This is a genomic window from Microbacterium terregens (assembly GCF_039534975.1).
Classification (GTDB): Bacteria; Actinomycetota; Actinomycetes; order Actinomycetales; family Microbacteriaceae; genus Microbacterium; species Microbacterium terregens.
Map to the genome: position 1 here is coordinate 295,804 of NZ_BAAAWH010000001.1, position 13,633 is coordinate 309,436.

General features: G+C 68.9%; 14 protein-coding genes. 5 read left to right on the forward strand and 9 right to left on the reverse strand.

The genetic code is table 11. The features are described from left to right. Window positions 1-113 precede the first annotated feature (113 nt). Window positions 114-818 (forward strand): GNAT family N-acetyltransferase, encoded by a 705-nt coding sequence (locus ABD655_RS01405; RefSeq protein WP_344710915.1) that lies wholly within the window; start codon window positions 114-116, stop codon window positions 816-818. Between the two features lie 30 nt (window positions 819-848). Here the strand turns inward: ABD655_RS01405 and ABD655_RS01410 are convergent, their stop codons facing one another. The 3 genes from ABD655_RS01410 to ABD655_RS01420 form a co-directional block, all read right to left on the reverse strand. Next, window positions 849-1,319: a hotdog fold domain-containing protein gene (locus ABD655_RS01410; protein WP_344710917.1), complete on the reverse strand. Its 471-nt coding sequence runs from the start codon at window positions 1,317-1,319 to the stop codon at window positions 849-851. 415 nt (window positions 1,320-1,734) lie between these two features. Then, window positions 1,735-2,220: an SRPBCC family protein gene (locus ABD655_RS01415; protein WP_344710919.1), complete on the reverse strand. Its 486-nt coding sequence runs from the start codon at window positions 2,218-2,220 to the stop codon at window positions 1,735-1,737. A 15-nt stretch (window positions 2,221-2,235) separates the two neighbouring features. After that, on the reverse strand, window positions 2,236-2,940 hold the full coding sequence (locus ABD655_RS01420) for a TetR/AcrR family transcriptional regulator (RefSeq protein ID WP_344710922.1): 705 nt from the start codon (window positions 2,938-2,940) through the stop codon (window positions 2,236-2,238). A 218-nt stretch (window positions 2,941-3,158) separates the two neighbouring features. Here ABD655_RS01420 and ABD655_RS01425 point away from each other — a divergent pair, with 218 nt between their 5' ends. Continuing rightward, window positions 3,159-3,449, forward strand: a complete 291-nt coding sequence (locus ABD655_RS01425; protein ID WP_344710924.1) for a DUF4287 domain-containing protein — start codon at window positions 3,159-3,161, stop codon at window positions 3,447-3,449. 491 nt (window positions 3,450-3,940) lie between these two features. Here ABD655_RS01425 and ABD655_RS01430 read toward each other — a convergent pair whose 3' ends face one another. The 3 genes from ABD655_RS01430 to ABD655_RS01440 form a co-directional block, all read right to left on the reverse strand. Continuing rightward, entirely contained in the window at window positions 3,941-4,780 is an 840-nt protein-coding gene (locus ABD655_RS01430) for a class II glutamine amidotransferase (RefSeq protein WP_344710926.1), read from the reverse strand. A 107-nt stretch (window positions 4,781-4,887) separates the two neighbouring features. Further along, window positions 4,888-5,847, reverse strand: a complete 960-nt coding sequence (locus ABD655_RS01435) for an EamA family transporter (protein ID WP_378720784.1) — start codon at window positions 5,845-5,847, stop codon at window positions 4,888-4,890. A gap of 7 nt (window positions 5,848-5,854) precedes the next feature. Next, a complete protein-coding gene (locus tag ABD655_RS01440; RefSeq protein ID WP_344710928.1) occupies window positions 5,855-7,072 on the reverse strand; it encodes a serine hydrolase domain-containing protein in 1,218 nt (405 codons plus the stop codon). Between the two features lie 145 nt (window positions 7,073-7,217). Here ABD655_RS01440 and ABD655_RS01445 point away from each other — a divergent pair, with 145 nt between their 5' ends. Beyond that, window positions 7,218-7,529, forward strand: coding sequence for a DUF2470 domain-containing protein (locus ABD655_RS01445; protein ID WP_344710930.1), 312 nt, complete (start codon window positions 7,218-7,220; stop codon window positions 7,527-7,529). Window positions 7,530-7,594: 65 nt separating this feature from the next. After that, window positions 7,595-8,251, forward strand: coding sequence for a biliverdin-producing heme oxygenase (locus ABD655_RS01450; RefSeq protein ID WP_344710932.1), 657 nt, complete (start codon window positions 7,595-7,597; stop codon window positions 8,249-8,251). A 123-nt stretch (window positions 8,252-8,374) separates the two neighbouring features. Here the strand turns inward: ABD655_RS01450 and ABD655_RS01455 are convergent, their stop codons facing one another. Further along, the gene (locus ABD655_RS01455) at window positions 8,375-9,736 is read right to left on the reverse strand and encodes an ATP-dependent DNA helicase (protein ID WP_344710936.1); all 1,362 of its coding nucleotides are present in this window, start codon (window positions 9,734-9,736) and stop codon (window positions 8,375-8,377) included. A gap of 100 nt (window positions 9,737-9,836) precedes the next feature. Here ABD655_RS01455 and ABD655_RS01460 point away from each other — a divergent pair, with 100 nt between their 5' ends. Continuing rightward, window positions 9,837-10,967 (forward strand): hypothetical protein, encoded by a 1,131-nt coding sequence (locus tag ABD655_RS01460; protein ID WP_344710939.1) that lies wholly within the window; start codon window positions 9,837-9,839, stop codon window positions 10,965-10,967. Window positions 10,968-10,992: 25 nt separating this feature from the next. On the opposite strand, the gene ABD655_RS01465 is transcribed toward ABD655_RS01460, so the two are convergent. Both ABD655_RS01465 and ABD655_RS01470 read right to left on the reverse strand, forming a co-directional pair. After that, window positions 10,993-13,005, reverse strand: a complete 2,013-nt coding sequence (locus tag ABD655_RS01465) for a bifunctional copper resistance protein CopD/cytochrome c oxidase assembly protein (protein ID WP_378720995.1) — start codon at window positions 13,003-13,005, stop codon at window positions 10,993-10,995. Window positions 13,006-13,145: 140 nt separating this feature from the next. Then, entirely contained in the window at window positions 13,146-13,433 is a 288-nt protein-coding gene (locus ABD655_RS01470) for an HU family DNA-binding protein (protein ID WP_257501011.1), read from the reverse strand. Between the last annotated feature and the right edge of the window lie 200 nt (window positions 13,434-13,633).

The following is a 13,633-nucleotide window of genomic DNA, read 5'->3' on the forward strand; positions in this document are numbered from 1 at the left end:
GACGCGGAATGCCGCGTCGACCGCCGTCGTTGCCACAGTGGCCTGTCCGGATCATCGCGGAACCCGATCACGCAGCCAGCCGGCGGGCAACAGCGAACCGGAGCACGCCAGACATGACAGAAGTCCTATCCCCTCATCACGATGCCACCGTGCTCGACAATGCCGCCTGGCACGCGCTGTCCGGTCCCCACGCGCGCTTCGCGGAGGGTGATGACCTGGTGCGCCGCTACCAGTCCGACGTCGCCCCCTTCGTGGCGGTGCGGAGTTGGGATGATGCGCGGGTATGGGATTCACTGATCGACCTGGTCGGACACGGGGCGGAGATCGGTCTGTCCGGCGGTGTGCCCGATTTCCCCGATGGCTGGGAGGAATTGTGGCGCGGCGAAGGAGTGCAGCTCGTCGAGACCGACGCGCTCCACCCGGTACCGGACCCAGAAACTGTCCTCCTCGGGGTGGCCGACGTGCCGGAGATGCTCGCGCTGGTCGAACGCAACCAGCCTGGCCCCTTCCTGCCGCGCACGCATGAACTCGGGCGCTACATCGGATTCCGTCGCGAAGGGCGTCTCGTGGCGATGGCGGGCGAGCGCCTGCACCCGGCTGGCTGGACAGAGATCAGTGCGGTCTCCACCGACGATGCGTACCGGCGGCAGGGGCTGGCATCACGGCTCGTGCTGGATGCCGCGTTCCACATCCAGCAGCGGGGAGACCGTGCGCTCATGCACGCGGCGGCGACGAATGTCGGAGCGATCGCGGCATACGAGCGTCTCGGCTTCGCGCTTCGCTCGCGCACGACGTTTGCCGGGGTCCGCGTTCCCTGACCGGGATGAGGACAACCGCGGCCGCGAGGATCAGCCCTGTAAGCCGAGCCGCCAGCGCACGGTGGCTCGAGCCACGACCTCGCCGCTGCGGTCGATGCAGTCAGCAGTGACGTCGAAATCCGTGTCCCCTGTGACCGCGGGCGCGGTGACATGACACACCGCGCGGATGGAGCCACGCGCCTTCTTGAAGTACTGCACCGACATCGCGGAGACGATGCCTCGGGTGCCGTCGGGAAGGTCCGTCAGCAGCGCGAGACCACTGGCCTGCTCCGCGACGTTAACGAGCGCCACGGCGTGGACAGAGCCAAGGTGCTGCCGGTTGGCGCGCCGGTCCGGGATTTCGACCTCGGCGTGACCTGGCGCGAGTACGCGGATGTGCGGGCGCACCGACCGCGAATAGGGCACGCGCCAGCCGAAGATCAGGGAGAAGAGCCAGGTGCCGCCGGGCAGCGGGCTCAGCCGGCGCCACAGTCGCAGGAGGACCTTCCCGGGAGATCGCATAGGAAGATGCTGGCCCTTCGCACCGACGCCGCCTAATCGCCGTCTCACGTTCACGCGGTTCCCGCAGCGACGAAGGGCTGTGCCGGTAGGGCTGCGTCAGTCCGCGGACGCCATGTCCGCCACCTCTCGCACGGTGTCGGCGACCTCCTCGGGAATCGCCGCCTCCATGAAGTGTGGGGAATCCACACTGCGGAGTTCGCCGGCGCGAAGCGGTCCACGAACGTCTGCAGGACACCGGGATATCGGGCGGCATACTCCGGAGTCGCCCAGCTGTACTCCACGCGCGGCTCCGCCGCGGCCGCCAGATAGATCATCGGGACGGCAGGCTGGAGACTGATGGCCGGATTGACGTGCAGCACCCCCCTTCCGGTGCCCCGGTCGGCTTTCGGGCGGTCGCCGCGCCGACCAGTCGCGGTCATTGCTCCGGCTCCTTTGAATCGATCGTGGATACTGCCGAAGTGGACTGCTCGATGACCCGCGCCTGCTCTGACGTCAGTCGATCTCCGCGGCGAGCTGAGCCGAGTCGGAGGAGGGGCTCAAGCAGCCGTACCCAGCCGCGCGGTTGCATGGTGACTCGCGTGGTGACGTCGCAGGATGTCGACGACACCGGTGTGATCGTCGTCGAGAGCGCGAAGCCCAGCGGCGATCCGGGATGGTCGAACGCGATCCGCCGCGGAGGGTCGAACTCGGTGATCGAGTATGCCGTCTCGCTCGTTCGCCCGTGCTCGGACCGGACCATCACGGCCCGGCCGCCCACTCCCGCTGGGCCGTCGTCGAGACGTCGTATTGCGACGACTTCAGCTTCCCACCGCGGATGATTCTCGAAGACATGCGTTCCGATGACATCGAAAGCAGCTTCTGCGCTGCGGTTGACGCGTCGGGTCTTGACGTAGGTGATCATGCTGCTTCTCCTTCTTCAGGTAGCGGCGGCCTGTCCGTCGCGTTCGACGAGGTCACTGAAGGTGACCCCGACGGTGGCGGCCGCATCAGCGGCTCTCGTCGCGGCTCGAGTCGGCAGAGGCAGCAGGCATTCGGTGAGCACGTGAAAGCTCCATGCTTTGAATTCCACGAGCTGCCAGCCGCGGGCCCGGTATGCGTTGAACGTCGGAGCGCTCTGTACGACATCGATGATGTCGACGGCGCGAGGGATGGGAAGCGCTAGCGGCGCGCGCAGACCGGCGGCCGTGACGATACGCGTGAAAGCCTCCCGGCGCCGGTGGTCGATGTCGGCGAAGACGCCCGCGGCGGCCGGGTCGATCGCGGCCGCCTGCCGCATCGTCGGCTCCAACGGGGCGAGGCTCTGGAGGACATTCGTGCCGTGTTCGACGACCAGAGCGACCATGCGACGGGCATCGGGCTCGTCGAGAATCGCCAGGAACCACGGCCGACGCTCGATCATCGCCGGTTCGTCTGCCGTGGCGCTGACGTGCGCGAGCACTTCCTGCAGGAGCTCCGCCTTGCTGTGGAAGGTGAAGTACATCGTGGGCTCCGCGACAGCCGCGCGCTTTGCTATGGCCGCCATGGTTGCGCCGTGGTAGCCCGACTGCACGAACGAGTCCAACGCGGCATCCAGCATCCGTCGTCTGTTGTCGGCGGTCTTCTCGGTCCGTGAACGCTTCATCGCGTGAGGCATGGGGCTATTTCACTATAGGAAGCCTCTAGAGTCAAGCATTAGTGAGAAGTTTTGGGCTCATTCGGGATGGTCTGCTTGCCCGGGATCCACAGGAGCGTGCCCGCAAACTGCTGCGCGGCCAGGCCAGCATCGGGCACGGCGAGCAATCGTCTTGATTTTGCGGGTACCGTTCGGTACCGACACGAAGATCATCCGAGAGGACAACAATGTCGTTCCAGGCGTACTTGGACACCATCGAGAAGAAGACGGGCCTCACACCGCGGCAGTTCCTCGAGATTGCGCACGAACGCGGTTTGGACGCTCCCACCGTCCGTGCCGGGGAGATCCTCGCTTGGCTCCATGAGGACTACGACCTGGGACGCGGTCATGGAATGGCCCTCGTGCACGTGATTCAGAAGGGGCCGGTCATCAGCACCAAGCACGTCGGCACTGACGGGGTCCACCGTGATGAGTCGGACGTCCTCTGGCTGGACGGGATCGCCAGCAAGCCGCAATAGCACGCCCGCGCGCGGCGGGTAGTGGTTCCTGCGCGGCATTCCGGCCCGCTGGGCCAGCTCCGATTCGGGGACGAGGGAGCCGGCAATCGGCCGGTCTGACGCCGGCGAAGCCTCCCGTGCGAGGCGATGACGTCGCGGCCCGCCTTGATGCTCCGCCCGCCCAGCCCGCGTCACGCCCCAGCTTCGAACGCCGGGGGCCCGGGGCGACCGACGAGTCATCCGTGCGGGGCGATGACATCGCGGCCCGCCTTGGTGCTCGCGGCCCGTCCCACACCACGCGCCGCGAGACGCTTCACGTGCCGCGAGCGAGCACCGCCGGCCCAGCCCGCGTCACGCCGCAGCTACGAACGCCGGGGGCCCGGGGCGACCGACGAAGCCTCCCGCGCGAGGCGATGACATCGCGGCCCGCCTTGATGCTCGCGGCCCGTCCCACACCACGCGCCGCGAGACGCTTCACGTGCCGCGAGCGCGTACTGCCGGCCCAGCCCGCGTCACGCCGCAGCGAGGAACGGCCGATGGTGGTAGCCACCGGCATCCAGGATGTGCACGGTCGACTCGGGCACCTCGACGAACGACCCGGGCAGGTCGTTCAGCGGCTCCGACACCACGACGTGCGCGTTGTCGTCGAAGATCCGGAATCGCTCGATGTCCGGATACATCTCCCGCAGGGTGGGGATGTCGACCGAATGGAACAGCGAGCGCGACTTACCCTGCGACGAGTAGCGGAATGCCCACAGCGTCTGGCCGTCTGAGACGGCCATGGTCCCCTGCATGGGGTACGTCACGCCGTGTTCCCGGCCGACCGACTCGACCAGGCGGACGGCCCGCTCCATCGCCGGCACCGGGTCCTCGCGCAGCCCGAAGGTCAAAGCGAGGTGGAACAGCACCTCGGAGTCAGTCGTGCCGCGAACGTGCGGGTACAGCGACGGGTCGATCGCGAACGTCAGGTCGCGCTTGACCCTGTCGAACTCCGACAGGAATCCGTTGTGCATGAACAGCCAGTTCTCATAGCGGAACGGATGGCAGTTGCTCTGCTGAATAGGCGGCCCGCCGGCCGCGCGCACATGACCGAAGAACAGCGGGCTGCGCACCGCCCGGCTGATCTCGCGCAGGTTCTGGTCGTACCAGGCCGGCTCGATACTGCGGAAAACGGCGGGGATGCCGCCGGCCTCTGCATCGGCGGGATACCAGCCGAGCCCGAATCCATCGCCGTTGACGGTCTCGGCACCCAGTGGCGAGTTCAGCGACTGGGCGACCAGCGAATGCTGCGCGTCCAGGATCAGCAGGGACGGCTGGAGGGGTTCGCCTCGATACGCGAGCCAGCGACACATGTCGTTCCTCTCCGGGTGCGGCGCGGGAGCACTCTGGCCACCAGGCTACGCGCGCGCCTTCCATCGGCGCCATGCGTGTCGCGGCGGCCCGGCCGCGCGGACCGCCGTCAGGCCAGTGGCTCGGCGAACGGCTCCTCGGGTTCTTGACGGAAACCCAGGGTCGGCTGCTGATCGGGTCGAGGGGCCGCAGCATCCCGGGCCGCCGCCGCTTCTCTGGCCGCCTTGCTCGCCGACCGCACGGCGCCGACGCTGGCCGTGATGACCAGCGCGATGCCGAAGATCTCGAGCCAGACCAGTTCCTGCCCGAGCAGCAGCCAGCCGGCGAGGGACGCGGTGGCCGGTGCGAGGCTCATCAGGATCGCGAATGCCGCGGCCGGCAGCCTGCGCAGCGCGACCAGCTCGAAGGCGTACGGGATGGTGGACGAGAGGATCGCGACGGCCGCACCGAGTGCGAGCAGGTCCGGGCGCAGGAGCGCAGCCCCCGCCGACGCGATGCCGAAGGGCAGTGCGATGAGCGCTCCGGCGGTCATCGCCAGCGCCAGCCCGTCGAGCTTCGGGAACTCGCGTCCGACGCGCACCGAGGCCAGGATGTAGAACGCCCAGCTCGCCGCCGCGCCGAGGGCGAACAGAACCCCGATCGGATCGAGGCGGTCCCACCCGCCGCCGCCGAGCGCGATGACTCCGAGCAGCGCGAGCAGAGCCCACAGCCAGGCCGACAGCCGCCTGCTGGCGACGATGGACAGGACCAGCGGTCCCAGCACTTCGATCGTCACGGTGACGCCGAGGGGCAGACGTTCGAGCGCGAGGTAGAACAGGCCGTTCATGACGGCCAGCACCACGCCGAAACCCAGGACGGCGAGCCAACCCTCGCGCGTATGCCCGCCCAGCCGCGGTCGGGCGATCAGGAGGAGCAGCGCCGCCGAGAAGACCAGGCGGAGCATGACCATGCCCAGTGGTCCGACCTGCGGAAACAGCAGCACGGCGAGGGAGGCCCCCACTTCCTGGCAGGCCAGACCGACGACCACCAGGACGATCGCGGGCGTCGTTCCGGCCCGGGACGTCACCACGCTGGGCTCACGCAGGAGGTGCGGAGCAGATCGCGGATGCCGCGATCAGGTCGTGGTACTGCTGCGCAGTCCACGGCAACCCGGCGTCGGGGGCAGTGGCCCCTGCCGCGGCGGGAGCCTTCGAGGCGATCGCGGCGAGCTCCCACGCCAGGTACTGCGTGAACCCACCGCCGACGGCCGAGTTGTTCAGGACGACCGCGACCGTCAGACCCGAATTCGGGTCGGAGAACGCTGCCATGGCGTAGCCGGGGACCGAGCCGGACTGCCCGACGAGAGAACCCGCCTGCATGGCGCCGCCGCGGGTCGTGTACCAGGACGGGGCGTCGGCGTAGACGGCGAGGGGCTGCTCGAAGCGGTCCGCGCCCGGCGGCAGAAGCGCTCCGGAGGCAAGGCCCTGCACGTAGCGGCCGACGTCGGCGATGTTGGAGACCACACCCGAGTCGGTGAAGCCGCTGCTCGCCGAGAGCGAGGTGATCTCGAGCGGCTCGGCGCAGTTCATCACGCCCGCCGCGTCGCGCATCGAGTGATGACCGGTCAGCACGGCCTCCGCGGACGGGGGCGCGGCAGCACCGCCGGGCAAGCGCGTCTGCGTCAGATCCAGCGGATCGAAGACGTACTCGGCGAGCAGCTGTGCGGCGCTCCGACCGGTGGCTCGTTCGAGGGCGACGCCGAGGATCACGTACCCGGCGTCGGAGTCGCGGTATGCGGAGCCGGGTTCACCCCCGCGCGGCTGTCCGATGCCATAGCTGGCAAGCTCGCGGGGATTCCACACACGTGCCGGGTTCGACAGGAACATCCCGGCGAGCTGCGAGCTGTACGACCCGATGCCGGACGTGCTGTCGCAGAGCTGATCGAGGGTGATGTCCGTGAGATCGGGAAAGCCGGAGACCCAGTCTGCCACCGGGTCATCCAGTCGCACGGCGCCCTCGTCGGCGACAGCGTAGAGCACGTCGCAGATCATCGGGCGTGTGAGCTGTGCCACGCGGAACTCCATGTCGGCGGTGACCGGCTCGGTGCCGGCCGGCGACTCGACTCCCAGCCCGGTGACGAGCTCACCGCTCCACGGCGCCCAGACGCCGACGATCGCACCGGACGCCCCGGCGGCGGTCATCGCGTGGGTCACGGCATCCTGCAGCTGCTGGACCGTCTCGTCCGGGAGTGCCGCGGCGACCTGCGAAGGCACGTCGATCTCGACATGCGCGTCGGGAGCGCACGCAGTGGCCACCAGCGAGAGCGCGACGGCGGACGCGAACGCGAGCGCCGCACGCCGTCTTGTCGGTCGAGCCCGCATTCCTCACCCCCCGGTCTCTGCAATGAATTCAAACACACCACGGCGATGTACCCGTCAACGCCATCCGTAGGCTGGACGGATGACCCATCGATTCGACGACGCTGCTCTGGCGGGTGTCCTCTCCCACATGAACGGCGATCACGACGACGACAATCTTCTCATCGCTCGGGCCTACTCCCCCGCCACGGACGTGGTCAGCGCGACGATGATCGGCTTCGACGGGGACGCCGGTCAGTGGCGGGCCCGTCTGGCCACCGGCGAGGAGACGATCGTCCGCGTTCCCTGGCCGGGCGGGCCGATCACCGAACGGCGCGACGTGCGGCGCGAGATCGTCGCACTGTACGACGAATCGTGCCGGAGGCTGGGAGTCGAGCCCCGACCGCACGCCTGAGCGCCCCGCGCGCGCCGCAAGGACAGGAAGTTAGGCGAACCTTACTTGCACCTAGAATGTGGAGCATGAGCGATCTGATCCCGTTTTCCACCGCGCTGCGCGAGCGTTCGGGTGCCGCCCACTCCAGCAGCGAGGGGGCCGGATTCATGTCCGACCTCATGAAGGGCGACGGCACCCGCGAGGACTACATCGCGCTCGTCGTCCAGCACTGGTACATGTACGACGCCCTGGAGCGCGCCGCCGAGCGCATGCGGCGCGATCCGGTGGCATCCGTGTTCATCAGCGACAAACTGACGCGGCTGCCCGCGCTGGAGGCAGACCTCGAGTTCCTCATCGGCCCTGACTGGCGCGAGCAGATCTCACCGCTGCCCACGACACGTCGCTACGTCGAGCGCATCGACCTCGTGGGCAGGACGTGGGCGGGGGGATTCGTCGCGCACCACTACACGCGCTACCTGGGCGACCTGTCGGGCGGTCAGTTCATCGGCCGGCTGATGGCCCGCCGATTCGGCTTCGAGACGAACGGCATCGGCTTCTACGTCTTCGACGACATCGCCGACCCCAGCGCGTTCAAGGACGTCTACCGCCGACAGTTGGATGCCGCACCGTGGGATGCCGCCGAGCAGGCACGCGTCATCGATGAAGTGCTGCTCGCCTACCGGATGAACACCGAGGTCTTCGAAGACCTCGCGACCGCGAAGGCGCAGTCGCAGGTCGCCTGAGCGCCCCACCCCGCCCCACCGCGGGAAGAGGGCTCGGGATGCCGCGGCGAGGCACGCCGTCATCGGGTTCTCGATACGGCCGCGCGCGGCCTCCTCGACCTTGAACCGCGGACGCGCAACGCGCTATGCGCGCATCGACCCGTCCCGGCTCGACATGAACCGCTGCACGTCGGGATCCACGCGGATGTCGCTCGGCCGCAGCGGCCGCGACAGGTACAGTCCCTCGAGCGAGGTCAGCCGGCTGAGAGCCACGTAGGTCTGGCCCGGCGCGAAGGCGCCCGATCCGAGGTCGACGACCGCCCGCTCATAGGTCTTGCCCTGCGACTTGTGGATCGTGACCGCCCACGCCAGTCGCAGCGGGAACTGCGTGAACTCGGCGACGATCTCGCGGGTGAGGGACTTCGAGCCCGGGTCGTACGCGTAGCGGAACCTCTCCCACACGGCCGGCTCGACGTCGAATTCCTTTCCTTCGACCTCGACCCGCACCGTGCCACCGGCGATCCGGGTCACCGTGCCGATCGTGCCGTTGACCCAGCGCGGCGGCTCGCCGTACGAGCCGGTGTCGTTGCGCAGGAACATCACCTGGGCGCCGACCTTCAGTTTCAGGTCCGCATCGGCCGGATACGAGGCATCCCCGCGCCCGAAGTCTCCGCTGATCTGGGCGCTGGCGGTCTGCTCCCGGCCGACGAGCTCGGCCAGGTGCCGGCGGTTGATGTTGTTGACGATGTCGTTGCGCGTGGCCAGCGTGATGATCGGATGCTCGCCGTCGGCGGGATCGGGCGGGGTGCGGGCTCCCGTGTCGTTGAGCACCTGAGCGATGTCGGCGGTCACGCGGCCGTGCCGAACCGCGTTGAGCATGGCCTTGAACGCGGGATCCGCTTGGCGATGGATGTCGATCAACTCACGGATGTGCAGGTCGGCGCCATACTGCCCGATGTCCATGATCCCGTCGCCGGCGACGCTGCCGACCCAGACCTTCGCGTCGAAGAACCAGAACGACCGGTAGTGGTCGCGGATGTAGTGCGCCTCGTCCCCGCGCGGGGGCACCGGGGCCAGCTGATAGGGATCGCCGAACATCACCACCTGCACGCCGCCGAACGGCTCGGCCCGGCGACCGCGCGCCTGGCGCAGGGACCTGTCGATCCCGTCCATGAGGTCGGCGTTGACCATCGAGATCTCGTCGATCACGAGCGTGTCGATCGCGTTGAGGATCTTGCGGGTCGTGTCGGTCTGGTCGATCTGGTTGCCCGCGATCAGTCCGATCGGCAGGCGGAACAGCGAGTGGATGGTCTGACCCTCCACGTTGAGCGCCGCAACCCCGGTCGGCGCACACACGGCGATCTGCTTGGACGTGTTCCACGCCAGGTGCTGCAGCAGGGTCGACTTGCCGGTGCCGGCGCGCCCGGTCACGAAGACATGCTCCCGCGTGTCCTCGATGAGGCGGTAGAGGGCCTCCTGCTCGGGCGAGAGCGGAGGTGTGATCACCGATTCATGCTAACCAGTGGATGCTGTGGCCGGGCGTAGCCGCGTGGCGCGGGATGACGGCATCCGCTTTCTCCCAGCCGCGGCTTCCTAGACTGAGGGCGTGGACACGGACGCACGCGGCACGGCGACGAAGCCGGCATCCGCGCGGGCAGCGGTGGCGCCGGATGGCGCGGCTCGTGGCGCCGCCGCGCCGCGCAGGCGTTCCCGCCTCGTGGGGGATCTCGTGCTGCTCGGGATCGTGGGCGTGCTGCTGATCGCGGCGGTCGTCGCGGCATCCGCATCGCTGTACCGCGAGTTCTACAGCCCGACGGCGTTCGTGGAACGCTACCTGGGAATGCTCGCCGAAGGCAGCGCCGCCGACGCCTTGGCCGTACCGGGCGTCGCCGTCGATTCCGCGCAGCTCGAGGCCGCCGGGCTCCCGTCGGCCGCCTCCGACGCGCTGCTGCGCCGCGACGCGCTGGCCACGCTCACGGACATCGAGATCGTGTCGGAGGAGACGCGCGAGGACGGCATCGTGCTGGTCACCGTTCGGTACCAAGCGGGCGCCTTTCCCGGCACCACCACGTTCGAGGTGCAGCGCGTCGACTCCGTCGGACTGCCGACGTGGCGCTTCGCGACCAGCCCGCTCGCCCTCATGGACCTCTCCGTGCAGGGTTCGATGACCTTCGACGTCAACGGCTTCACGATCGACAAGCGCCAGGTCTCGCCCGACGGCGCCGCGGCGGATCCGCAGGCGCCGATGTCGCTGCTGGTCTTCTCGCCGGGCATCTACTCCGTATCGGTCGATACCGCGATCTCGGCGACCCGGGGCGTGGCGGTCCTCTCCGACAGTCCGTTCGCGATGGTTCCGGTCCAGGTGCAGGCGCTGGCGACCGAGGAATTCGTGCAGATCGTCCAGGAGAAGGTCGAGGAGTTCCTCTCCGGATGCGCGACGCAGGACGTGCTGCAGCCCACCGGGTGCCCGTTCGGCTTCGTCGTGCAGGATCGCATCGTCTCGCCCCCGACCTGGTCGATCGCCGCCCAGCCCACCGTCACGGTCGTTCCCGACGGCGCCCGCTGGGCGATCCCGGCCGCCGACGCCGTCGCTCACATCGAGGTCGAGATCCGCTCTCTGTTCGACGGCTCGGTGCGCGACGTGGCCGAAGACGTCCCGTTCGTCGTCACGGGGACGATCGCGGTGCAGCCGGACGGTTCCGCCTCGATCACGGTGACCGCCCCCGGCACCCCATGAGGGATACCGGAGCGCGGCGGCCGGTTCAGCCGCGTGCGTCCCGCTCGGCGAGCGCGGCGAGCTGGGCGTTGTAGGCCTCGAGCTCGGCGTCGCCGGTGCGGTCGGCATGGCGGTCCGCGCTGCGCTGCGCACGCTCATCGCTGCGACTCCACTGGATGGCCACCGTGATCGCCAGGATCAGCGTGGGCAGCTCGCCGATCGACCAGGCGACGCCACCGCCGATGTACTGGTCCTCGAGCGGTGTCGCGCCCCAGGTGCGGCCCATCGCGCCGAACCACTCCGCGATCATCAGGCCCGACTGCATCATGATGGCGATCCCGAAGAACGCGTGGATCGCCATGACGGCGATGAGGGTCACCAGCCGGCCCGCGTACGGCAGCCGGTAGGCGACGGGATCGATGCCGATCAGCGAGAGGACGAACACGTAGCCGGTGATCAGGAAGTGCGCGGTCATCCACTCGTGCCCGAGATGGTCGTACAGCGACCAGCGGAACAGGTCGGTGAAGTAGAAGACCCAGAGCGAGCCGACGAACAGGCCGGCCGCGACGAAGGGGTGGGTGAGTATCCGCGCGAGTGGTGTGTGCACGGCCCACAGGATCCACTCGCGCCCCCCGCGCGTGCCGTCGGTGCGCTTGCGGATGGCGCGGGCGGCGAGGGTCACCGGGGCGCCGGCGACCAGGAGCACGGGGATCGCCATGGTCAGCAGCATGTGACCCACCATGTGCACGCTGAAGAGGTACTCGCCGTAGGCGTTGATCGGGCCGCAGGTGACCCAGAACAGCAGCAGCAGGCCGGCCACCCACAGCACGGTGCGGTAGATCGGCCAGCCGTCGCCGCGGCGACGGAGGCGCAGCGCGCCGGCGAGATACAGGAAGATGCCGAATCCGGCCGCGAACGCCCACAGCAGGTCCAGGTTCCAGGACGTGACCCAGCGGTCCAGTGACAGTTCGGGCGGCAACGGCGCGCCGGTGAGGATCTCAGCGGGTGTCCGCACCGACGGGAGGTTCGACGTCGTGGGCGGCGCCGTTCGGGCCAGAGCCACCGCGGCGCCACTGGCCAGCCCCATGAACGCCAGTTCCAGGGCAATGAGCCCCCAGAATCGGCGGGCCGCGGCATCCTCGCGCATCCTGCCGATGAGCTGTCTGCGGTACCAGGCCCCGAGAACGCCGAGAACGAGCAGTGCGCTGACCTTCGCCAGCAGGATCACGCCGTACGGCGAAGCGAGGTTCTCCCACGCTCCGACGCCGATGACCGCACGCACAGTGCCCGAGATCGCGACCACGACGAACGCCGCCAGCGCGAAGGTGGAGTAGCGGGCCAACGCGTCGGCCAGGGTGTCCCGGTTGGTCAGCGGCCGGATCACCACCATGAGCAGCAGCCCCCCGAGCCACACCGCCGCGGCGATGATGTGCAGCACGAGCGCCATGACGGCGGCACCGTGGTTCGCCTCCTCGCCGGAGTGGCCCTGCGTGCCCATCGGCACGAGTGCGGCGATGGCGAGGATCGCCACGAGCACGGTCGGGGTCCAGGACCGGACCGCGAAGGTCAGCACCGTGATCGCGGCGCCGGCGATCGCAGTGATCAGCCACGTGCGTCCAGCTTCGGTCTCCACCAGGAACCGGCCCAGCTGCGCTCCGAACTCGGGGCCCAGCCCGAAGGCCGGGTTGAACGTGTTGACGAACGTCAAGAACCCGGTGGATGCCGCTGCCACGGTGAAGACGGCCGCCGCGATGGATGCCAGATCCAACGCCGCGTCGAACTCCCGCTCGCCCGCCTTCAGGGCGAACAGCGCCGTCACCAGGGCGCCGACCATGCCCGCGGCAGACAGATTGACCGCCAGCGTCGCGGTCGGCAGACCCCACCGCACGATCGGACCCGGGTCGCCGATCGCGAACGGGGCCGCACCGCCGCCGATGATCAGGCCCCAGACGAGCGCGGCGACCGCGACCACGATGAGGATGACCGGGCCGGCGACCCGCAGTGCGCGGGACGCGTCTCCGCGCGGCGCGGTGACGCCGGATGGAGCGGTGGTGGGGATCACGGGTTAAGCCTAGGCGGCATGCAGAAGGGGGACGCCGCATGGTGCGGCATCCCCCTCGTTCTCGTGCTGTAGGTCTCGTGCTGTAGGTCTCGATACGCCGCCTGCGGCGGCTCCTCGACCTAGAGCCGCAATCGCCTCTACTTGACGGCGGCCTTCAGCTTCGAGCCCGCCGTGACCTTGACCCGCTGGCCGGCAGGGATCTTGATCTCTGCACCGGTCTGCGGGTTGCGGCCCGTGCGCGCCGACGTCTCGACCCGCTCGAACGAGAGCCAGCCGGGGATCGACACCTTGCTGCCCTTGGCGACCGCCTCGGAGACGGTGGAGAAGAGGGAGTCGAGCACGCCCGACACGGCGGACTGGCTCTGCCCCGTCGCGCTGGCAATGCTCGCAACGAGTTCGGTCTTAGTGATGGACTTGTCAGCCATGTGGTTGTCCTCCAAGGCGGCGGAAGAGCCGCCTTTCATTGCTCGGACCGGACGGGCGAAGCCCTCCGGGCTGGTCGGATCGACCGTCCCCGAATATACCCACTTTCCGCGGAATTCCGCGGATCTCCATGGCTCTTGACGTAATCCGTCGGCGTGTTGGTGGTGCCAGTGTGACTGATGGGGCTCCTGTGGCGTACGAG

Bases quoted from the DNA above. Each gene is read 5' to 3' on its own strand.
- ABD655_RS01405 (WP_344710915.1), top strand. From the start codon at position 114: ATGACAGAAGTCCTATCCCCTCATCACGATGCCACCGTGCTCGACAAT.
- ABD655_RS01410 (WP_344710917.1), bottom strand. From the start codon at position 1,319: ATGCGATCTCCCGGGAAGGTCCTCCTGCGACTGTGGCGCCGGCTGAGC.
- ABD655_RS01415 (WP_344710919.1), bottom strand. From the start codon at position 2,220: ATGATCACCTACGTCAAGACCCGACGCGTCAACCGCAGCGCAGAAGCT.
- ABD655_RS01420 (WP_344710922.1), bottom strand. From the start codon at position 2,940: ATGAAGCGTTCACGGACCGAGAAGACCGCCGACAACAGACGACGGATG.
- ABD655_RS01425 (WP_344710924.1), top strand. From the start codon at position 3,159: ATGTCGTTCCAGGCGTACTTGGACACCATCGAGAAGAAGACGGGCCTC.
- ABD655_RS01430 (WP_344710926.1), bottom strand. From the start codon at position 4,780: ATGTGTCGCTGGCTCGCGTATCGAGGCGAACCCCTCCAGCCGTCCCTG.
- ABD655_RS01445 (WP_344710930.1), top strand. From the start codon at position 7,218: ATGACCCATCGATTCGACGACGCTGCTCTGGCGGGTGTCCTCTCCCAC.
- ABD655_RS01450 (WP_344710932.1), top strand. From the start codon at position 7,595: ATGAGCGATCTGATCCCGTTTTCCACCGCGCTGCGCGAGCGTTCGGGT.
- ABD655_RS01470 (WP_257501011.1), bottom strand. From the start codon at position 13,433: ATGGCTGACAAGTCCATCACTAAGACCGAACTCGTTGCGAGCATTGCC.